Here is a 20,960-nt window from a genome sequence, read left to right as displayed (position 1 = left end):
TCCCTGCCAAACGAAAAAGGAAGGAAGCATGCTACTGCGTGCAGCAGCGCAGCGTCATATTTTTGTCACATGGCGTATGCGCCGCCGGCAATGGCCCGGGGGCCGGTCAGTGTCCGTCGAAGCGGCACACCGTAAACAACGGCAGCCCACCTTCGATCAGCAGGCGCGAGCCGCCCAGTTCAGGCAGGTCGACGATCGCCGCACCCTCCACCACGGTCGCCCCGAGGCGTTCGAGCAGGCGCTTGCCGGCCATCATGGTGCCGCCGGTGGCAATCAGGTCGTCGATCAGCAGCACGCGGTCGCCGGGCTTGCAGGCGTCAGCGTGGATCTCCACCGTGGCGCTGCCGTATTCGAGCATGTACTCCTCGGCCACCGTGGTGAACGGCAGCTTGCCCTTCTTGCGGATCGGCACAAAACCCAGATTGAGCTCATACGCCACGATCGATCCCAGGATGAACCCGCGCGCGTCGATGCCGGCCACCAGATTCAGCCCTTGCCCCATGTAGCGATGCACGAATACGTCCACCAGCACGCGCAGGCTTTTCGGGTCCTGCAGCAGCGGCGTGATGTCGCGGAACATCACCCCAGGCTGCGGCCAGTCGGGTACGGTGCGGATGCGGTCACGCAGGTAGCGCGACACGTCGCCCAGTTCGGTCGAGGCGGGAACGGACGACGGCGTCAGCGGTGCCGCCGGAGGAGGTACTTGAGTCATGGCAGAAGACAAGGAAGCTGGACAAGCCGTCATGCGGTAATGGGCTACCACCCGGGCCGCGAGACACCGAACCACAATGGCCAGACCGAAACCATACAGGAGACACGGCGATGGCCAAGAAAATTCTGATGCTGGTGGGCGACTACGTTGAAGACTACGAAGTCATGGTGCCCTTCCAGGCGCTGCAGATGGTCGGTCACACGGTGCACGCCGTCTGCCCGGACAAGCGTGCCGGCGATTCCGTCGCGACCGCCGTGCACGACTTCGAGGGTGCGCAGACCTACTCCGAGAAGCCGGGCCATCGCTTCACCCTCAACGCGTCGTTTGCCGACGTCGACCCGGCGGGCTATGACGCACTTGTGGTCCCGGGCGGCCGCGCGCCCGAATATCTGCGCCTGAACGCCCGCGTGCTGGAGATCGTGCGGCACTTCGCCGGCGCCGACAAACCCATCGCCGCCATCTGCCACGGCGCGCAGTTGCTGTCGGCCGCGGGTGTGCTGGAAGGCAGGGCCTGCTCCGCCTATCCAGCATGTGGACCGGAAGTCACCGCCGCCGGCGGTACCTTCAAGGACATCGCGGTCGACCAGGCCCATACCGATGGCAAGCTGGTCACAGCGCCCGCCTGGCCGGCACATCCGGCGTGGCTCGCGCAGTTCCTTGAAGTCCTGGGCACGCGGGTCCTACACTAGACGGCGTTGCCCGCTCGCCGGGCGCCTTCTGGAGCCCGGCCATGTGCGAAATCTTCATCCGCGCCAACCCCCACTCGTACGACAGCCTCGCACGCTCGCTGCGCCTGCACGGCGTAGCGACCAGCGTGCGGCTCGAATGCCTGTTCTGGGAGGTGCTGGAAGAGATCGGCCAGCGCGATGGTCTGACGGTGAACCAACTCATCACCAAGCTCTACGACGAGCTGTTCGAGCGGCATGGCGAAGTGGCCAACTTCGCCTCGTTCCTGCGCGTCTGCTGCCTGCGCTACCTGATGCTGCAGCAGGGCGGCCGCATCCCCGCCGATACGCGTGTGCCGATCCGTTCGCTCGATGCCGCAGCCGTACTGAGTGGGCTGCCGTCGAGCATGGCGGATGCCCCGCCGCCGCGCCGATCACGCGGGCCGCTCCTCGAGGCGCTGGCCAAGTAGCCGCCGCGCACGCGCGCCTCAACGCGGGGAAAGGCGCTCCTCCGCCATCTGCAGGCCCTCGGGCGTGCCGCGCAGCACGACGATGTCCCCCTGCTCCAAGACGGTATCCGGATCCGGATCGATCGCGCGGATGCCCTGCCGGCGGATCGCCGTCACCGATGTATTGAACGTCTCCAGCCCCATCGTGCCGAGCTTGCGGCCGATCCCGGGCGAGCCCTCGGCCAGGGGCACCGAATGCAGGCGCACGGCATCGCGCTCGAGCATGTCTTCCTCATCATCCTGGCCGTGGAAGTAGCCACGCAGCAGACTGTAACGGGCGTCGCGCATCTCCTGGGCACGCCGCACCACGCGACGCAGCGGCACACCGAGCAGCACCAGGGCGTGCGAGGCCAGCATCAGGCTGCCTTCGATGATTTCCGGGACGACCTCGGTGGCGCCAGCCTGCTGCAGGCGGTCCAGGTCGGCATCGTCGATCGTGCGCACGATCACCGGCAGCGTCGGCTCAAGCGCCTGCACGTGGTGCAGGACCTTCAGCGCCGATGGGGTGTCCGCATAGGTAATGGCGACGGCCGCAGCGCGATGGATACCCGCCGCCACCAGTGACTCGCGCCGCGCCGCGTCGCCGTAGACGACGTGCTCACCCGCGGCCGCCGCCTCGCGCACGCGGTCGGGGTCCAGATCGAGTGCGACATAGCCGATGCCCTCCTGCTCCACCATGTGCGCCAGGTTCTGGCCGCTGCGGCCGTAGCCGCAAATGATGACGTGACGCTCGGTGGCGATACTCTGCGCGGCGATCTTCGTCATTGCCAGGGATTGCATCAGCCAGTCCGTGCGCGAGAGCCGCATTGCAATCGCATCGCTGTACTGGATCAGGAACGGCGCCAACAGCATCGAGAGCAGCATCGCCGCCAGGATGGCCTGTCCGAGCACCGGATCGATCAGCCGCATCCCGTCAATCTGATTGAGCAGCACGAAGCCGAATTCGCCAGCCTGCGCCAGCCCCAGCGCCGTCCGGATCGCGGCGCCTCCACCCGAGCCAAAGGCACGCGCCAAGAGCGCGATCAGCACGAACTTGAACAGTACCGGGCCGATCACCAGCACCAACACCAGCACCCAATGATCGACCACCACGCGCGGGTCCAGCAGCATGCCCACCGTCACGAAGAAGAGCCCGAGCAGCACGTCGCGAAACGGCTTGATATCTTCTTCCACTTGCAGCCTGTAGGGCGTTTCCGACACCAGCATGCCGGCCAGGAAGGCGCCCAGCGCCATCGACAGGCCCAGCCGTTCGGTCAGGGCAGCCATGCCCAGCGTGACAAGCAGCAGATTCAACATGAACAGCTCTTGCGACCGGCGCGCCGCCACCATGTGAAACCAGCGGGACAGTAGCTTCTGCCCCAGGAACAGGATCAGCACCAGCGCAACGGTGATTTTCAAGGCCGCGATCGACAGCGCCAGCACAAGGTCTGTCGGGTTCTTGCCCAGCGACGGCACGACGATCAGCAGCAGCACCACCGCGAGATCCTGGAACAGCAGCACGCTGATGATGTTGCGGCCATGCTCGGTCTCGAGTTGCAGCCGCTCGGCCAGCATCTTCGAGACGATGGCCGTGGACGACATCGCAAGCGCGCCGCCCAGCGCCAACCCTGCCTGCCACGACAGCGGATACCAGTGGGATAACAACAGTGACACCGGAATCGTCAGCAGCATGGTCAGCACGACCTGCGATGCCCCGAGGCCCAACACCAGCCGCCGCATCGAGCGCAGCTTGGAAAGGTTGAACTCGAGCCCGATCGAAAACATCAGGAAGACCACCCCGAATTCAGCCAGATAGCGCGTCTGCGCCGAATCGGATTCCAGTCCCGTCGCCTTCGGGCCGATCAGCACCCCCATCACCAGATAGGCCAGCATCGGCGGCAGTTGCAGCATGCGGAACACCACCACGCCGATCACGGCGGCGGCCAGCAAAACAAGGGCGAGTTCCAGCGGCGAATGCATGCAGCGCGTAAAGCCAGTGCCAATAGGTTGGTGACGGACACCCCGCATCAGGATGGTGCGTGCAGGAGGAAGCACGCTCCGCATTGCAAGACCAATGCCAGGGTGTCAGCGAAGAACACGGTGCGCGAGACGCCGCAGAATGATCTGGCGGCGTGGCGACGGGCGGAAAAGTCGGTGGAAGACAGGTTGCCGCGGCGCAGCAAAACGGAGCGCCCGCACGCTCCGCCGCTCCCCCGCAAGCCACGTCCCAACGCGTGGCTTGCGGCCGGGGACGAGTGTCAATCGTTGTTATACTTCGCCGCCATGATAGCGAACTTCAATCCGGATCGAGCGCTTGCGCTGGCGCAGCAAACCTTCGACATCGAAGCGCAAGCCGTGCTCGGCCTCAAATCCCAGGTGTCCGCCGACTTCGCGCGTGCGGTCGAAATGGTGCTCGGCTGCACCGGGCGCGTGGTCGTCTCGGGCATGGGCAAATCCGGTCACATTGCGCGCAAGATCGCGGCCACGCTGGCCTCCACCGGCACGCCGGCTTTCTTCGTGCATCCGGCCGAAGCCAGCCATGGCGATCTCGGCATGGTCACGCGCGACGACGTCTTCATCGGCTTTTCCAATTCCGGCGAGGTGTCGGAGCTGAACGCCATCCTGCCGCTCATCAAGCGGCTCGGCGCCAAGCTGATCGCCGTGACCGGCAACCCGCAATCCTCGCTCGGCAAGCATGCCGACGTGGTACTCAACTCCCACGTCGACGTCGAAGCCTGCCCGCTGAACCTCGCGCCCACTGCCAGCACGACCGCGCAGATCGCGTTGGGTGACGCGCTCGCCGTGGCGGTGCTCGATGCACGCGGCTTCGGCGCCGAAGACTTCGCCCGCTCGCACCCGGGCGGATCGCTCGGTCGCAAGCTCCTCACGCATGTGCGCGACGTCATGCGCGCCGGTGACGCCATCCCGCGCGTGATGGAAGACACGCCGCTGTCGCAGGCCCTGATGGAAATCACCCGCAAGGGCATGGCGATGACGGCGGTGGTCGACGCCGACGGCCGTGCCGTGGGCGTCTTCACCGACGGCGACCTGCGCCGCCTGCTGGAAACCCCGCGCGACTGGCGTACCGTACCGATTGCCGAGGTGATGCACCGCAACCCGCGCGCCGTGGGGCCGGACCAACTCGCCGTCGAAGCGGTCGAAGTGATGGAAACGCATCGCATCAACCAGCTCCTGGTGGTCGATGCCGCCGGCATGCTGGTAGGCGCCTTGCACATCCACGATCTGACGCGCGCCAAGGTCATCTGAGATTCCGCTCATGCCCACCCCCGACTCCACCGTCCACAGCAACATCGACGCCCGCTTTCCGCAGGCGATGGAACGCGCCGCCCGCGTGCGTCTGATGGTGTTCGACGTTGATGGGGTGCTGACCAACGGCCGCCTGCTGGTCGGGCCCGAGGGCGAGATCAGCAAGGCCTTCGACACCCTCGACGGCCACGGCATCAAGCTGCTGGCGCAGGCGGGCGTCACGCCTGCCATCATCACCGGGCGCGAATCCGAGATCGTGGCCTGGCGCGCAGGGGAACTCGGCATCGATCATCTGTACCAAGGCGTGGCAGACAAGCGCGAGGCGTTTGCCCATCTGCTCGGCGCCACCGGCCTGCAGGCGCTGGACGCCGGCTACATGGGCGACGACTGGCCCGATCTGCCGGTGATGGCACAGGTCGGCTTTGCCGCCTGTCCGGCTCAGGCCCACGTTGAACTGCGCCACCGTGCCCACTATGTCGCCCAGGCGACCGGAGGACGCGGCGCCGTGCGTGAGGTCGCAGACCTCATCCTCAAGGCCCAGGGCGCCTATGACGCCCTGCTCGCGCAACTGCTGCAGGCTCCGCAACCCTTCTGACCTCATGGCCAGCGAACGCTCTCAACGCCTCGTCTCCACCGCGCTGCAAGTCATGCTGCGCGGGCTGCCGATCCTGCTGATGGCGATCGTTTGCGGTGTCACGTTCCTGCTCGTTCAGGTCAACACGCCGCAGACCGATGCCACCGCCAATCAGCCCAAGCGCCACGTCGCCGATTACACGATGGACGGCATCTCGGCCACGGCGCTGGACGAGACTGGCACCACCAAATACCGCTTTACCGGCGTCCACATGAACCACTACGAGGACGACCTCACTTACGACGTCACGTATCCGGCGCTGCGCGTCTATGCGCCCGACCGACCGCAGGTCACGGCCCGGGCAGATCTGGGAAAGATGAACGGCGAAGGCACCATCATCGATCTGTACAACAACGCCAAGGTCATCCGCGCGCAAGGCCTGGACCCGCGCCAGGATCCGCTGATGACGGCCGACTCGACGTACTTCCAGGTGCTGCTCAACGACGACATCGTGCGCACCGACAAACCGGTCGAACTGCACCGCGGGCCGTCGATCATGAACGCCAACGGCCTCGTCTTCAATAACGTGACGCGCCAAGTACAATTGCTGGGCAACGTGCGCGGCCGGATCGAAGGGCTGGGGGCGCCGAAGCCGTAACGTTCGACCCGACCCTATCGCACTATCCCGCCTACCGACCGCGCCCCTCTTCGACGTGACCTCCATGACCCACACTTTCCGTGCCGCCGGCTTTGCCCTCGCCGCCGCGCTGCTGCTTCCGGCCCTGTCCGCACACGCCGAGCGCGCCGACCGCGACAAGCCGCTGGTGCTCGAAGCCGACAATGCCAGCTACGACGATCTGAAGCAGGTCTATCACCTGACGGGCAACGTGGTGCTGACCAAGGGCACCATGGTGCTGCGCTCCGATGAAGCGGATCTGCGCACGGACCCTGAGGGCTACAACTACGCCGTGGCGACCTCCAAGCCTGGTAACCTCGCCTTCATCCGCCAGAAGCGCGACAACGTCGACGAATACATCCAAGGCTGGGGCGAGCGGATCGAGTACGACGGCAAGCAGGAGATTTCCAAGCTGATCAGCCGGGCACGCATGGAGCGCCTGCAGGGTGCGACGCAACTCGACGAGATCCGTGGCGCGGTCATTACTTACGACGGCCAGAAGGAGTTCTACACCGCATCGGGCGGCGCGGAGAACACCACTGCCGCCAATCCGTCGGGGCGTGTGCGCGCCGTGCTCGCCCCCCGCACGAGCACACCGGCTGCGCCTGCTGCATCGGCTCCGGCAGCCAAGCCCTGATTCGTTCCGCCACGTCCGCGTTTCCTGATTGCCTATGTCTGCCACCACCCTCGCTCCCAAAACCGTCGCGCCGCAGGCTACGACCTCCAGCACGCTGGTCGTCCGCCACCTGAAGAAGCGCTATGGCACGCGCACGGTGGTGAAAGATGTATCGCTCGATGTGAAGAGCGGCGAAGTGGTGGGTCTGCTCGGCCCGAACGGCGCCGGCAAGACCACCTCGTTCTATATGATCGTGGGTCTGGTGGCGCTGGATGCCGGCGACATCGTGCTCGACGGTGAGCACATCAGCCGCCTGCCGATCCACCAGCGCGCGCGCATGGGCCTGTCGTACCTGCCGCAGGAAGCCTCGGTGTTCCGCAAGCTCAACGTGCAGGAAAACATCCGCGCCGTGCTCGAGTTGCAGGAGCAGGACGGAAAGAAACTCACGCAAGCCGAAGTCAACCGGCGCCTGGATGCGCTGCTCGACGATCTGCAGATCGCGCACCTGCGCGACAACCCCGCGCTGTCGCTTTCGGGGGGAGAACGCCGCCGCGTGGAAATCGCCCGTGCGCTGGCCTCGTCGCCGCGCTTCATCCTGCTTGATGAACCGTTTGCAGGTGTCGATCCGATCGCCGTGGGCGAAATCCAGCGCATCGTCAGCTTCCTGAAAGAACGCAACATCGGCGTGCTGATCACCGACCACAACGTGCGCGAAACCCTGGGCATCTGCGATCACGCCTACATCATCAGCGAGGGGACGGTGCTGGCCGCCGGCAGCCCCGCGCAGATCGTCGAAAACGAGGAGGTACGCAAGGTGTATCTGGGCGACAACTTCCGGATGTAAGCCGCACGCCGCGTCTACGCAGTCGGGACGTGGCGAAGCCGCACCATCAAGCAAAATCCGTTCCATCGAGCGACTGTTGGGCATAGAATAGCCCGCATGAAACAGTCGCTCCAGCTCCGCCTCTCTCAGCATCTGGCGCTCACGCCGCAGTTGCAGCAGTCCATCCGTCTGCTGCAGCTATCCACCATCGAACTGCAACAGGAAGTCGAGCAGGCGCTGACCGAGAACCCGCTGCTGGAGCGCGAAAACGAGTGGCTCGACACCTCTGCGCGGATTGGCGCGGACGGCTCGATCAACGCGCTGCAAAGCAACAGCGCCACGCCGCCATCCACCGAATCGCCACAGCCTGCGTCCAACGGTACCGAGAGCAGCGACGCCCCCGATACCAGCTACGAAAACGGCGCAGATTTCGACACCGACTATGGCTCCGACCGGTCCGACTGGAGCCTCGACGATTTCGCCCGCAAGCCTCAATCGGACGAAGACGACCGCGCCCCCATGCAATTGCGTGAAGCCGAGCCGACGTTGCGCGAATTCCTCATGGAACAACTCGCGCCGCTCAAGCTTTCGATGCGCGACAAGGGCCTGGTGATCTTCCTGGTCGAGTCGCTCGATGACGAGGGCTATCTCTCGGCCACGCTGGATGAGATCCTCACCGACCTGCCCGCCGAACTCGAGATCGAACTCGATGAACTGCAAGCCGCACTTCGCATGCTGCAGAGCTTCGATCCACCAGGGATCGGTGCGCGCTCGGCCGCCGAATGCCTGACGCTGCAGCTGCAGCGCCTCGACTCACCCGCAAAAGCGCTGCCGCTCGTCATCGTCAATCAACATCTTGAGCTGCTGGCCGCGCGCGACTACACGCGGCTGAAGAAAGCGCTGTCCGTCGACGAGCCCGCACTGAAGGCTGCGCATGAACTCATCCGGTCTCTGGCGCCGTTCCCCGGCCATGCCTTCGGCCGCGCCGAAGCTGACTTCGTCGTACCCGACGTGGTCGTGCGCAAAACGGCGGCCGGCTGGATGGCGCAACTGAATCCCGAGGTCATGCCGCGCCTGCGCATCAACGACATGTACGCGCAGATCCTGCGCGGCAGCCGCGGCGAGGCCGGCGCCGCCAATCTGCAGCAGAAGCTGCAGGAAGCGCGTTGGCTGATCAAGAACATCCAGCAGCGCTTCGACACGATCCTGCGTGTCTCGCAAGCCATTGTCGAGCGTCAAAAGAGCTTTTTCACGCACGGCGAAATCGCCATGCGCCCCTTGGTTTTGCGGGAAATAGCCGATACACTGGGTCTACACGAGTCCACGATCTCCCGTGTGACAACCAACAAATACATGGCGACCCCGATGGGGACGTTCGAGCTGAAGTACTTCTTCGGCAGCCATGTATCGACGGAAACCGGCGGAGCCGCATCGTCCACTGCGATACGCGCGCTCATCAAGCAACTTGTAGGAGCCGAAGACCCGAAGAATCCTCTGTCCGATAGCAGAATTGCCGAGCTGTTAGGCGAACAAGGATTCGTGGTGGCCCGTCGGACGGTGGCCAAGTACCGCGAAGCCCTCAAGATCCCTGCAGTGAATCTGCGCAAGTCCTTATAGCCGCATCGCGGGCAGTTCCGGTGCGGCCCATCCGTGAGAAGGAGAACCGCTATGAACTTCAAACTCAGTGGACACCACCTGGATATCACGCCGCCATTGCGTGAGTACGTGGAAACGAAACTGGAGCGTGTGATCAGGCACTTCGATCAGGTGATTGGCGTCAGCGTCTTGCTATCGGTCGATAACCACAAGGAGAAGGACCGCCGCCAGTACGCGGAAATCAACCTGCACCTCAAGGGAAAGGATGTCTTCGTCGAATCACACCATGAAGATCTTTATGCGGCCATCGATCTGCTCGTCGACAAACTGGATCGACAGGTCATCAAATACAAGGACCGCGTGCAGGGACACGATCGCGACAGCTTGAAGCACCAGGCCTTGCAGGCCGTGCAGATGCAGCAATAGGCAACGGCACCACATGCAACCGCGCCCTCGGATGGCGCGGTTTTTTTATGTCGTGGTGCATTCCCCACGATTCCGATTGCATCCGAATTAAGTCGGGCTAAAATCTGACGAAAGTATGAATGCTTGGCGTGGCGCGCATCTTCGCGCGATGCCGGCAAAAACAGGGTCGATGCGCAGGCGACGTTCGCCCGCACCGGCCGATCACAGCCCCTGGGGGATTCGCCTCTCTGCCCTGCGCGCCGCACCGCTGGTGCGTCGCACAAAGCCGCGTGACGCGTGGTCTATAATGGCCCGATTGTCCGCGCGCCAACTTGGTGCAGAAGGACGCCGCTCATTTCACGCATTGCACATGAATCGCTTGGCCAAACTGTTGCCGCCCGGGAATATTGCTCTGGACGTCAGCGTAACCAGCAAGAAGCGGGTGTTCGAACAGGCCGGCCTGCTGTTCGAGAACAATCACGGCGTGGCGCGCGCCGTCGTCACCGACAATCTGTTCGCACGCGAATCGCTCGGCTCAACGGGGCTGGGCGCCGGGGTGGCGATTCCGCACGGCCGCATCAAAGGCCTGAAGCAACCGCTGGCGGCTTTCATGCGTCTGTCCGAACCGGTGCCGTTCGAGTCCCCCGACGGCAAGCCCGTTTCGTTGCTGATCTTCCTGCTGGTGCCCGAACAGGCCACGCAGCAGCATCTGGAAATCCTGTCCGAAATCGCCCAGTTGCTGTCCGACCGTGACATGCGCGAAGGCCTCGCCACCCTGCCGTCGCCCGAGGCGATTCACCAGCTCTTGACCGACTGGCGGCCTTGACCCTGGCGCGGTCGGTGCCCTGCGCAACCGATTGCGATCGTCCACCGCCCGCCCCGCCCTGCTATGGAACTGACCGGCGTTACCGCCCAATCGATCTTTGACGACAACGCAGCCGACCTGAAGCTGTCGTGGGTCGCCGGCCTGGAAGGCGCAGACCGCGCGTTCGACCTCGATTTTGCCAAGGAGGCGACCTCCGCGGCGGATCTCGTCGGGCACTTGAACCTCATCCACCCGAACCGCATCCAGGTGCTCGGCAAGCCCGAGATTACTTACTACCAGCGCCTGTCCGAGGAGAACCGCAAGCGCCAGATGGGCGAATTGATCCTGCTCGAGCCGCCGTTCCTGGTGGTGGCCGATGGCGTCGATCCGCCGCCCGACCTGGAACTGCGCTGCACGCGCTCCTCCACGCCGCTGTTTACGTCGCCGATTTCGTCGGCTGCGGTCATCGACCATCTGCGCTTGTATCTGTCGCGCATCTCCGCGCCGCGCGTGACGATGCACGGCGTGTTTCTCGACATCCTCGGCATGGGCGTGCTCATCATGGGCGATTCCGGCCTGGGCAAGAGCGAATTGGGTCTGGAGCTGATTTCGCGCGGTCACGGCCTGGTCGCCGACGATGCGGTCGACTTCGTCCGCCTGGGACCGGACTTCATCGAAGGCCGCTGCCCGCCGCTGCTGCAGAATCTGCTGGAAGTGCGGGGCCTGGGCCTGCTCGACATCAAGACGATCTTCGGTGAGACGGCAGTGCGCCGAAAGATGAAGATCAAGCTGATCGTCCAGCTCGTCCGCCGCAACGACGGCGAGTTCGAACGCCTGCCGCTCGACTCCCAATACCTCGATGTGCTGGGTTTGCCGATCCACATGGTGAAGATCCAGGTGGCAGCCGGCCGCAACCTGGCCGTCCTTGTCGAGGCGGCCGTTCGCAACACGATCCTTCGTCTGCGTGGCATCGACACGCTGCGCGACTTCATGGACCGCCAACGTGCTGCCATGCAGGCCGAAGCCGCTTCGCACTCGCCACAAGGTCGCTTGCTTTAACAAAGCCGTTACAAAGTTTCGCAATCGGACGGGTTTTACCCTAGTTTTCGTTGTGAAACGTCAACCCAGCATGCGGCGTCGCCGTTGTGGATGGGAATGCGCCGGCCACGCACGCGGCGCCGTTCATTGCGAGCGCGGCAACGGATCCGCCCGCTCATCTGTTGGTACCCAAGGAGAAACCACGATGAAACAACTGATTGCCGCTTGCGCCCTGGCGCTCCCGTTCCTCGCCGGCCAGGCCTTTGCCCAAGGCAGCGCCCCTGCCGCCGCGCCGGCCGCGCCTGCCGCAGCCCCGGCAGCCCCGGCAGCCAAGAATTCACAGCAAGACAAGATGAAGCAGTGCAACATGGACGCCGCCGGCAAGAAAGGCGACGAGCGCAAGGCGTTCATGAAGAGCTGCCTGTCGGACAAGCCAATGGCCGCCAAGCCTGCCGACCCGAAAGAGCGCATGAAGATGTGTAACAAGGATGCTTCCGGCAAGAAGGGCGACGAACGCAAGGCGTTCATGAAGGACTGCCTCTCGAACAAGAACTGAGCCTGCGCCGGACCCGGTACCAGGAAGGCGGCCACTCCGGCCGCCTTTTTGTTTGGTCGCTGGTTTGCCACAGAGGGATGCTATCCTCGCGCCATGCGCATTATTCTCATCACCGGTATGTCCGGCTCAGGGAAATCGGTCGCCCTGAACGTGCTGGAAGACGCGGGCTACTACTGCGTCGACAACCTGCCCGCGCAGTTTCTTCCAGAACTGGCGCGCTATCTTGCGGACCAGGGCTACACGCACCTGGGCGTCGCCACCGACATCCGTAGCCGCGAATCGCTGCGGAAGGTGCCCGAGACCATTACCGCGCTGCGCAAGGAACACGACGTGCGCATGCTGTTCCTGACGGCAAGCACCAATGCCCTGGTGCAGCGTTATTCCGAAACGCGTCGCCGTCACCCGCTGTCGATCCGCAATGGAAGACCCGACATAGCGCCAGTGCCCACCGATGCCAAGGGCGTGGACACGTCGCTCATCGAAGCCATCGAGATGGAGCGTGAGCTGCTCAGCCCACTGGCTGATCCGGCACATCGCATCGACACCAGCACGCTGCGCACCAACGCCCTGCGCGCGTACATCAAGGAATTCATCAGCGACGAACCGCACGACATCACGCTGATGTTCGAATCGTTCGGCTTCAAGCATGGCGTACCGACCGACGCCGACCTCGTCTTCGACGTGCGTTCGCTGCCCAACCCGTACTACGACACGCAACTGCGCCCGCTCACCGGGCGTGACCAGCCCGTTATCGACTTCCTGCAGAGTCAACCGATGGTGCTGGCCATGGCAGAAGACATCCGCGCCTATGTAGAAAAGTGGCTACCCAGTTTCATTGCCGACAACCGTAGCTACCTCACCGTTGCGATTGGGTGCACGGGCGGCCAGCATCGTTCCGTGTACATCGCCGAACGCCTCGCCACGTACTTCCGTGCGCATGGTAATGTGTTGGTCCGCCACCGCGAATTGGCCGTAGACGGCTGAACCGCGCGCCATGGGCGCCGGGCAGCGTTCTGAGCAGAACGGCTCGCGGCGCCATGCGAAAGTCTTGAAGCCGACCGGTCCGCTCATGCAAGAAGACATCGCTCTCTCGCGGTTTTCGCCACTGCCGCCACTCCCCACGGAGCTGCCGCTCTTTCCGCTGCACACGGTGCTGTTTCCGGGCGGTCTGCTGCCGCTGCGGATTTTCGAAGCCCGCTATATCGACATGATCCGCGCCTGTCTGCGCGACCAGACGCCCTTCGGCGTTTGCCTGATCGAGCGTGGCAATGAAGTAGCAACAGTCGACGCGCCAACCGTGCCGGTGGACGTGGGCTGCATCGCCCACATCGTCGAATGCGACATGGAGCAGCTTGGCCTGCTGATGATCAAGGTGCGCGGCACGCAGCGTTTCAAGGTCCTGTCGTTCGATACGACCCCGGATGGCCTGATGCGCGGTACGGTCGAGCCCATGGGCGGCGACGTGGAGGACTGCAAGAGCGAACTCTTCGACGATTGCGTCGGTGCGCTGCGCCGCATCGTTGCTACATTGGGCGCGCGAGAAGACGGCAACGTGCCCATGGCCGAGCCCTATGACTGGAACAGTCCCAGCTGGGTGGCCAACCGGCTGTGCGAATTGCTGCCGGTCCCGCTCAAGGCCAAACAGAAACTGATGGAACTGATGGATGCCGGCATGCGCATCGAGATCGTCCATCGCTATATGAAGCAGCATCACATCCTGTGATGCCGCGGCCGCGCCGAGTCTAGACCAGGCTCGGCTGTAGCAGCGTCTCGAGGGCCAGCTTTACGGGCGCCGGCAGCCCGACGGTACCGAGCTGCGTGAGCGACACCCAGCGCCAGTCATCTTCAAGCGCCGCCGGCTCGGTCATGTCCACACGCAGCAGGTGCATGTGCAAGCGAAAGTGGGTGAAGGTGTGCGTCAGCTCACCGGCTGGCTCCACCGCCCCGACTGTACCGTAGGTCTGCGCCGCATCGCGCACAGTAGCAGCATCCTTCGGATGCGCGTTGAGCGCGTCGTCCATGTCTCCGACGAGCGGCAGCGACCACAGCCCGCCCCAGATGCCACGCTGTGGGCGTCGGTGCAACAGCACGGCATGATCATGCAGCGCCATCATCACCGTCGCGGCGCGTTCGGGTACGGCCTTGCGCGGACGAGGCAGGGGCAGTTCCATGACGCGATCGGTCCTGCGCGCCTCGCATAGCGATTCAAGCGGGCAGGCGCGCTCGCCGGTCAGGCAGGCGGGCCTGCCCCGCGTGCAGACGGTAGCCCCAAGATCCATCAAACCCTGCGTGTACGGCTGAATACCGCCAGCCGGTGGAAGTACGGCCTCTGCGATGCGCCACATCGTTTCTTCGACAGGCTTGTCGCCCGGGAAACCGTCGATGCCAAACGCACGCGCGAATACGCGCTTGACGTTGCCATCGAGAATCGCCGCACGCACGCCATATGAAAACGCGGCGATGGCTGCGGCGGTCGAGCGCCCGATGCCCGGGAGGGTAGTCAGGACGTCGGGGTCGCGCGGGAAGACGCCACCATGCTCCGCCACCACGATCTGCGCGCAGCGATGCAGATTGCGCGCACGCGTGTAATAACCCAGGCCAGCCCATGCTGCCATCACGTCATCGGCAGGGGCCGCCGCCAGCGCCTGCACAGTCGGAAAGCGCTCGATGAAGCGAGCGTAGTAGCCCAGCACCGCGCTGACCTGGGTCTGCTGCAACATGATTTCCGATAGCCACGTGCGATAGGCATCACCCGTGTTCTGCCAGGGCAGATGGTGACGGCCGTAACGCTGCTGCCAGGCAATCACCCGTACGGCGAAATCGTCGGGAAGTGTCGGCAAGACGGGGGTGGGCCGCTCGGTGCGGCGCGTGCGGCGAGGAATGGCGGTCATGCGTGTGGGAAAGGAACGATGCACGGGAGAAGCCCGCTGGCGGCGATCCTACCAGAACGAAAAAGGCGCCCGCAGGCGCCTTCTCCGTGGGCAGTGACGCGCCTCAGGCCGCAGCCGACTGGGCTTCCAGGATCGTGCCGGCTGCGAGGATGCGATCGGTATATTGGGCGATCGTGCCGCTGCGCTCATCGAGCGTATTGAGCAACGCCTCAAGCTCGGCAATGCGCGCCTCCAGCGTGTCGGTCGCCTCGTGGATGCGCTCGATCGAATCCACGCGCTTGCGCAGTTGCTTCTGGTGATCGCGCACCTGCGCTTCGAGCGGCGTCATGACCGACTTCAGCCAGATCTCGATGTCGCGGTTCATGTCCTGGAAGGTATCCAGCACGCGGCTGGCCACCGTCGAGAACGCGCCGTGCACAAGCTGCGGCTTCGGGCGCGTCAAGAAGCTGAATGCGCCGAAGTGGTTGTGCGCAAGCATCAGCGTTTCTTTCAGATCGGCATCGTAGCGCGTACCCAAAAAGCGCAGCGGCGGCGACAGCGTGAAGCCGTGCTCGGCATTGAACTTCTTGTACATGCCGTCGACCATCTGGTGCAGTTGGTCGATCCGGTTTGCGGCGTCGCGCACCAGGCCCGTCAGATGCGCGAACAGCTTGTCCATGTCGTCACGCAGGCCGCGCGAAAACACGCGCTCCTTCATCTTCTCGCGCGCCTCGCGCATCGTCGAGCGGATCTGCTTGAGCTGCACGCTCTTGATGATCTCCGCGCTGTGGCGGCCGAACACCGTGCGCAGCGCCTGGAACTTGGCGATGCTCTGCTCGAACTCTTCCTTCTCGCCCTGCACGCGCATCAGCATGTGCTTGACCATCGTGTGGTTCTTGCCGCGCAGGCCGCGCAGTTCGAACAACTGCTCGACGATGTCGCGACGGCGCATCTGCAGCAGCTGCTGCGCGCCTGCTGCCATGTCCTTGACCGCCAACTGAACCTGCTCGGTCACGATCTCGCGTCGCTGCGGAATCAGTTGATCCGACAGCACCGACTCCAGCTCCGGCAACCGGCTCTTGACCAGCAGTTCATGGTCATGGCTGACCTTGGCCAGCAGCCCCTTCTGGGCTGATACCGGGTACACGCGCTCGACGTCGATATCGAGCACCTGCGCGGTGGTCATGATCTGTCGGCTGACTTCGTTCTCGATTTCGCGCTCGGTCTTGAGCGGGTCCCACAGACCGTCGACCTTGTTGAGCACGGCGATGCAGCCCTTGCGCTGCCCCCCGCCCACGTGCGAGCGCCACAGTTCGAGATCGCTCTTGGTCACGCCCGCGTCGGCCGCCAGCACAAACACGACGACGTGCGCATCGGGAATCAGGCGCAGCGTCAGCTCCGGTTCCGTACCAATCGCGTTCAGACCCGGCGTATCCAGGATCACCAGCCCCTGCTTGAGCATCGGGTGCGGGAAGTTGATGATCGCGTGGCGCCACTTCGACACTTCGACCGTGCCCGCGGCATCCACCGAAAACGCGGCGTCCGGATCGGCGTCGTTATAGAGGCCCAACTGCTCGGCTTCTTCCTTGGGCACGCGCACGGTTTCCACCACGTGGCGGAACGCTTCGAGCATCCCCTCGGGCGAAGACGGATCGAGCGGCACCGACAGCCAGTGGCTGCCCGCATCGCGAAAATCGGCCGTCGACGCATCATGCAGGCGCGTCTCGATCGGCAGCAGACGGATCGACGGCGGATAGCTTTCGTCATACATCAGCTCGGTCGGACACATCGTGGTCCGGCCCGCCGACGACGGCAGGATGCGGCGGCCAAAGTCTGCAAAGAAGATCGCATTGATCAACTCGCTCTTGCCGCGGGAAAACTCGGCGATGAAGGCGACCTTGAGCTTGTCGCTGCGCAGCACGCCACGGATGCGCTGGGCGCGCATGTCCGCTTGCGCGTCGTACAGCTCCTGCGCTTGCAGCCAGTCCTGGAAATCCCCCACCGACTGCAGTACCGAAGCGCGCCAGGCGCTGTACTGCTCGAACTGTGTGCTCAGTGTGTTGTTCATCGTTCTAGATTTTTTTCGCGCGCCCCGAAAACGCGCTTTCCCGGCATCGCCAAGGCCGATGGCTTATGCCCCATAACGGCACAGAAATGCACAAATTTAGGTGAAACGATACAGGGAACGGCCCAGAACCGGTGGAACTTTCCACCGACTTGCGGGGGCCGGCCGAGCAAGTGTTGCGGGATGCCATCGGCAGCCGGACACCCCACTTCGAAAAGATTGCGAATTGGCGGGCAAATCGCTCCAGCAGTCGCCTGCGGGTGCCGCGCCGCACGCCTCAGCGCTGGCAGGTCGGGCAGTAGAAAGTCGAGCGCTGACCCTGGACGATCTGGCGGATCGGGGTGCCGCACACGCGGCATGGCAGGCCTGCCCGGTCGTATACAAAGGCTTCGAGCTGGAAATAGCCGCTCTTCCCATCCGAACTGACAAAATCGCGTAGCGTGCTGCCCCCGCGCGCGATGGCGTCGGCCAGCGTGGCGCGAATGGCATTGGCCAGCGCCGCATAGCGGGGCCGGCTGACGCGGCCGGCAGCTGTGGTGGGCCGTATACCGGCGCGGAACAGGCTTTCCGAGCAGTAAATGTTGCCCACGCCCACGACAATGTCACCGGCCAGCAGCGCGGGCTTGATGGCAACGCGGCGCCCGCGCGTGCGGCTGTACATCCAGTCGCCGTCGAAGCGGGGGTCGAACGGCTCGATGCCGAGGTTGCGCAGCAGCGGGTGCTCGGCCAAGCCGGCCTCGTCGCCCGGATGCCACAGCACCGCACCGAACCTGCGCGGATCGCGATACCGCAGCGTGACCGGCGCGCCGGTGGCAGCCGCCAGTTCAATGTCGATATGATCGTGCGGCTCCGCAGGTCTGGGGGCTTCCAGCACGCGCAGCGTCCCGGTCATGCCCAGGTGGATCAGCAGCCAGCCGCCGCTACCCCCAGCCGCACCATCATCCGGCATGCATTCGATGAGCAGATATTTGCCCCGGCGCAGCAGGCGCGTGACGGTCAGACCTTTGAGCAGCGCTGGCAATGCGGGGTCGACCGGCCAGCGCAGGCCGTGGTGGCGCACCACCGCGCGCACGATACGTCGCCCCGTGATATGCGGTAACAGACCCAGACGGGTGACTTCCACCTCCGGCAGTTCAGGCATCGAACCTCCGTCGCATGTGACGCTCCAATCTTTTTGACAGATGCGGACGATTGTAGCGGTCAGGCTACAATTCCCCGAACGCTTACCGGAGCTTCTTAGCCATGCCCCACGCCCACTCCCATTCGCCTGCGACGCAACGCCCGCGGCGATTCCCGCGTAGCCGAGCAATCCTGCTCGCCTCGCTGGTCGCAGGAGGACTTGCAGGCTTGCCTGTGTGGGCGGCAACGTCGGCCAGCGCCCCGGCGGGAGGGCAGTTTGCCCAGGTCGGGCAGGAGGGCGGCACCGGCACCCGTGCGGCCGTGCAGCTCGAGCGCTCGCGCCCGCAACGAAGCCTTTTGAATACCGAGCGCACCGACTTGCCGGCGGTCGCACTCACGGCAGACATCATGTACCGCGTACTCGCATCGGAAATCTCGCTGCAGCGCGGCCTGGTCGAGCCAGCCTATCGCACGTACCTCGACCTCGCACAGGACACGCGGGACCCCCGATTCGCCCAGCGCGCCACTGAAATCGCCTTCCTGACCCGCTCCCCCACGCAAGCATTGACCGCCGCGCGGACGTGGGTCGAACTGTCACCGACATCCATGCCTGCGCGCCAGGTGCAGCAGCTCCTGCTGGTGGCGACTGGCAAGTGGTCTGAAGTCGAGCCCATGCTGCAGGCGCAGTTGAACAAGGTTTCGCCGGGGCAGCGTGCGGATGCCCTGCTCCAGTTGCAGCAGCAGATGTCCAAGAGTACAGACCCTGCCGGTGCCGTGACGGCGCTGCAGCATCTCGCCGCCCATGACATGCAGCGTCCCGAGACACACTTGGCGCTGGCCCGAGCCAAGGTGGCAGCCAAGGACGCGCCGGGTGCGCTGGCCGAATTGGACACGGCGCTCAAATTGCGCCCCGGCTACGAAGATGCGGCCGTTCTTGCGGCCGAACTGCGCGCGGACAACGATCCTGACGCCGCCATTGCGGGCCTGCGTACGTTCCTGAAAGCGGCGCCGGCCTCCCTCGACGGCCACCTTGCGCTTGCGCGCCTGTACCTCGTGCGCAATCAGCAGGACAAGGCCCGCGCCGAATTCGAAGCACTCAAGAAGATTGCACCCAACGACGCGCGGATCACGCTCGCGCTGGGCCTGCTGAACCTGCAGCAGCATCAGTACGACACGGCTGAGCGCTATCTGAAGGAGTACGTCGCGGCCACGGCCAAGTCCCCTTCATTGAGCCCGGAACCTGGCTATCAGGGTCTCGCACAGCTGGCCGAAGAGAAACGTGATTACGCCGGCGCGCTGGCCTGGGTGGACAAGATCACCGGATCAGCCAACGGCGAAGCCGACGGCCAGACCGCGCTGGCGGCCGGCATCAAGCGCGGTCAGTTGCTCGGCAAGCTGCGCCGCATCGACGAGGCACAACAGACCTTCGACGAGCTCGTCGCGGACGCAGAAGACATTCCCGACGGTCCGCGCCGCCAGGCCCTGATGGATGGCATCCGCCAGGCCGAGATCGGCATGCTGATGGACGCCAAAGCCTATGGCCGCGCCCGCGCCCGGGTCAACGAACTGCTGCAGAACGACCCGGACAACGTTGAATATACGTACCAGTTGGCCATGCTAGAGGAGCACGATGGCCACTACGACAACATGGAAACGCTGTTGCGCAAGGTAATCGACCTGCGCCCGGGACAGGCCATCGGCTACAACGCACTTGGGTACTCGCTGGCCGATCGTAACGTCCGCCTCCAGGAGGCGCAGGAGCTGCTGGAGAAGGCTGTCTCGCTGGCGCCGGAAGACCCTTACATCGCCGACAGCCTGGGCTGGGTCAAATACCGACGCGGCGACCTGCCTGCGGCCACGGACATCCTCCGCAAGGCATGGGCGGCCGCCCCGCAGGCCGAGATCGGCGCGCACCTGGGCGAAGTGCTGTGGCAGGCAGGCAAGCAGGACGATGCGCGCAAGATCTGGACGGAGGCGGCCAAGCTCGATGTCAATGACGCCACGCTTCGTGCAACGCTGCAGCGTTTCGGCCAACCGCTCCCCAATGCCCCCGTGAGCGCGAACTGATGACGCAGTGGGTTTCCCGTGCCTTGCGCGCGGCGGTGCTGGGTGCAAGTTGCGCGGTGTTTGCCGGGTGCGCGACCGTGCGGCCGGCCAATGATCTGTTTGCCGGCGCGCAGGATGGCGACACCGCCATCACTCGCTACCAGGGGCGCTTCTCGGCCCGCTACATGCAGGGCAATGCCGAGCAGAGCGTGGTGGGCAGCTTCCTTTGGCGCGAGCGGGGCACCGACGTGCAGCTGGAACTGATGTCACCGCTTGGCCAGACGATGGCCGTGGTCAGCCAGAGCCAGCAAGGCGCCACGCTCGAATTGCCGAACCGGGCCCCGCAACGCGCTCCCGAAGTCGACGCCCTCATGCAGGACGCGCTGGGCTTCTCGCTGCCGGTGTCCGGTTTGCGGGACTGGCTGCGTGCCCGTCCTGCCCCCGGCACTCCGGCCCGAGTGGAACGCGACGCGCAATCGCGCCCCGAGACCATCGAGCAGAATGGCTGGACGGTGCACTACGTCGCCTGGACAGATGATGCCTCCACCGACGCGCACATCCGCCGGCTCGATCTCGACCGCCCCCAGGGCAGCCAAGGCCCGCTCTCGGTGCGGCTCGTGCTGGACCCCTGACACCGTC

General features: G+C 64.6%; 21 protein-coding genes. 16 read left to right on the top strand and 5 right to left on the bottom strand.

Annotation, left to right across the window (positions count from 1 at the left end):
- Positions 1 to 106: 106 nt before the first annotated feature.
- Positions 107 to 712 (bottom strand): adenine phosphoribosyltransferase, encoded by a 606-nt coding sequence (locus R2N03_RS16345; RefSeq protein WP_316658778.1) that lies wholly within the window; start codon positions 710 to 712, stop codon positions 107 to 109.
- Positions 713 to 822: 110 nt separating this feature from the next.
- Between R2N03_RS16345 and R2N03_RS16340 the strand changes: the two genes are divergently transcribed.
- Positions 823 to 1,401, top strand: a complete 579-nt coding sequence (locus R2N03_RS16340; RefSeq protein ID WP_316658777.1) for a DJ-1/PfpI family protein — start codon at positions 823 to 825, stop codon at positions 1,399 to 1,401.
- Between the two features lie 41 nt (positions 1,402 to 1,442).
- Entirely contained in the window at positions 1,443 to 1,847 is a 405-nt protein-coding gene (locus R2N03_RS16335; RefSeq protein ID WP_316658776.1) for a ribbon-helix-helix domain-containing protein, read from the top strand.
- 18 nt (positions 1,848 to 1,865) lie between these two features.
- On the opposite strand, the gene R2N03_RS16330 is transcribed toward R2N03_RS16335, so the two are convergent.
- Positions 1,866 to 3,845 (bottom strand): cation:proton antiporter domain-containing protein, encoded by a 1,980-nt coding sequence (locus R2N03_RS16330; RefSeq protein WP_316658775.1) that lies wholly within the window; start codon positions 3,843 to 3,845, stop codon positions 1,866 to 1,868.
- Between the two features lie 303 nt (positions 3,846 to 4,148).
- Here R2N03_RS16330 and R2N03_RS16325 point away from each other — a divergent pair, with 303 nt between their 5' ends.
- From R2N03_RS16325 to R2N03_RS16270, 12 genes are all read left to right on the top strand, one after another.
- A complete protein-coding gene (locus R2N03_RS16325; protein WP_316658773.1) occupies positions 4,149 to 5,132 on the top strand; it encodes a KpsF/GutQ family sugar-phosphate isomerase in 984 nt (327 codons plus the stop codon).
- A gap of 10 nt (positions 5,133 to 5,142) precedes the next feature.
- A complete protein-coding gene (locus R2N03_RS16320; protein ID WP_316658772.1) occupies positions 5,143 to 5,727 on the top strand; it encodes a KdsC family phosphatase in 585 nt (194 codons plus the stop codon).
- Positions 5,728 to 5,731: 4 nt separating this feature from the next.
- The gene (gene lptC / locus R2N03_RS16315) at positions 5,732 to 6,364 is read left to right on the top strand and encodes an LPS export ABC transporter periplasmic protein LptC (RefSeq protein WP_316658769.1); all 633 of its coding nucleotides are present in this window, start codon (positions 5,732 to 5,734) and stop codon (positions 6,362 to 6,364) included.
- A gap of 64 nt (positions 6,365 to 6,428) precedes the next feature.
- On the top strand, positions 6,429 to 7,019 hold the full coding sequence (gene lptA, locus R2N03_RS16310; protein ID WP_316658766.1) for a lipopolysaccharide transport periplasmic protein LptA: 591 nt from the start codon (positions 6,429 to 6,431) through the stop codon (positions 7,017 to 7,019).
- A gap of 34 nt (positions 7,020 to 7,053) precedes the next feature.
- The gene (gene lptB / locus R2N03_RS16305; protein WP_316658765.1) at positions 7,054 to 7,842 is read left to right on the top strand and encodes an LPS export ABC transporter ATP-binding protein; all 789 of its coding nucleotides are present in this window, start codon (positions 7,054 to 7,056) and stop codon (positions 7,840 to 7,842) included.
- Positions 7,843 to 7,938: 96 nt separating this feature from the next.
- Complete coding sequence (locus R2N03_RS16300; protein ID WP_316658764.1) at positions 7,939 to 9,438, top strand: RNA polymerase factor sigma-54; 1,500 nt, start codon at positions 7,939 to 7,941, stop codon at positions 9,436 to 9,438.
- A 51-nt stretch (positions 9,439 to 9,489) separates the two neighbouring features.
- Entirely contained in the window at positions 9,490 to 9,843 is a 354-nt protein-coding gene (gene hpf / locus R2N03_RS16295) for a ribosome hibernation-promoting factor, HPF/YfiA family (RefSeq protein ID WP_316658761.1), read from the top strand.
- 349 nt (positions 9,844 to 10,192) lie between these two features.
- Positions 10,193 to 10,648 (top strand): PTS IIA-like nitrogen regulatory protein PtsN, encoded by a 456-nt coding sequence (ptsN, locus tag R2N03_RS16290; RefSeq protein WP_004633390.1) that lies wholly within the window; start codon positions 10,193 to 10,195, stop codon positions 10,646 to 10,648.
- A 63-nt stretch (positions 10,649 to 10,711) separates the two neighbouring features.
- Positions 10,712 to 11,686, top strand: a complete 975-nt coding sequence (hprK, locus tag R2N03_RS16285) for an HPr(Ser) kinase/phosphatase (RefSeq protein WP_316658753.1) — start codon at positions 10,712 to 10,714, stop codon at positions 11,684 to 11,686.
- Positions 11,687 to 11,870: 184 nt separating this feature from the next.
- A complete protein-coding gene (locus R2N03_RS16280) occupies positions 11,871 to 12,221 on the top strand; it encodes a PsiF family protein (protein ID WP_316658751.1) in 351 nt (116 codons plus the stop codon).
- A 93-nt stretch (positions 12,222 to 12,314) separates the two neighbouring features.
- Positions 12,315 to 13,205, top strand: a complete 891-nt coding sequence (rapZ, locus tag R2N03_RS16275; RefSeq protein WP_316658749.1) for an RNase adapter RapZ — start codon at positions 12,315 to 12,317, stop codon at positions 13,203 to 13,205.
- Positions 13,206 to 13,290: 85 nt separating this feature from the next.
- Positions 13,291 to 13,944, top strand: a complete 654-nt coding sequence (locus R2N03_RS16270) for an LON peptidase substrate-binding domain-containing protein (protein ID WP_316658975.1) — start codon at positions 13,291 to 13,293, stop codon at positions 13,942 to 13,944.
- 19 nt (positions 13,945 to 13,963) lie between these two features.
- On the opposite strand, the gene mutY is transcribed toward R2N03_RS16270, so the two are convergent.
- From mutY to mutM, 3 genes are all read right to left on the bottom strand, one after another.
- Positions 13,964 to 15,112: an A/G-specific adenine glycosylase gene (gene mutY / locus R2N03_RS16265; protein WP_316658747.1), complete on the bottom strand. Its 1,149-nt coding sequence runs from the start codon at positions 15,110 to 15,112 to the stop codon at positions 13,964 to 13,966.
- Between the two features lie 103 nt (positions 15,113 to 15,215).
- Positions 15,216 to 17,159, bottom strand: a complete 1,944-nt coding sequence (locus R2N03_RS16260; RefSeq protein WP_316658746.1) for a dynamin family protein — start codon at positions 17,157 to 17,159, stop codon at positions 15,216 to 15,218.
- 274 nt (positions 17,160 to 17,433) lie between these two features.
- Complete coding sequence (gene mutM, locus R2N03_RS16255; RefSeq protein ID WP_316658745.1) at positions 17,434 to 18,297, bottom strand: bifunctional DNA-formamidopyrimidine glycosylase/DNA-(apurinic or apyrimidinic site) lyase; 864 nt, start codon at positions 18,295 to 18,297, stop codon at positions 17,434 to 17,436.
- Positions 18,298 to 18,398: 101 nt separating this feature from the next.
- Here mutM and R2N03_RS16250 point away from each other — a divergent pair, with 101 nt between their 5' ends.
- A complete protein-coding gene (locus R2N03_RS16250; RefSeq protein ID WP_316658743.1) occupies positions 18,399 to 20,342 on the top strand; it encodes a tetratricopeptide repeat protein in 1,944 nt (647 codons plus the stop codon).
- Positions 20,342 to 20,953, top strand: a complete 612-nt coding sequence (gene lolB, locus R2N03_RS16245; protein WP_316658740.1) for a lipoprotein insertase outer membrane protein LolB — start codon at positions 20,342 to 20,344, stop codon at positions 20,951 to 20,953. The genes R2N03_RS16250 and lolB overlap by 1 nt, the downstream gene beginning before the upstream one ends.
- Positions 20,954 to 20,960 lie beyond the last annotated feature (7 nt).

Source organism: Ralstonia condita (genome assembly GCF_958405655.1).
GTDB classification, from domain to species: domain Bacteria; phylum Pseudomonadota; class Gammaproteobacteria; order Burkholderiales; family Burkholderiaceae; genus Ralstonia; species Ralstonia condita.
The sequence above is the reverse complement of the archived record's forward strand: the minus strand, read 5'-3'. Positions and strand labels throughout refer to the sequence as shown.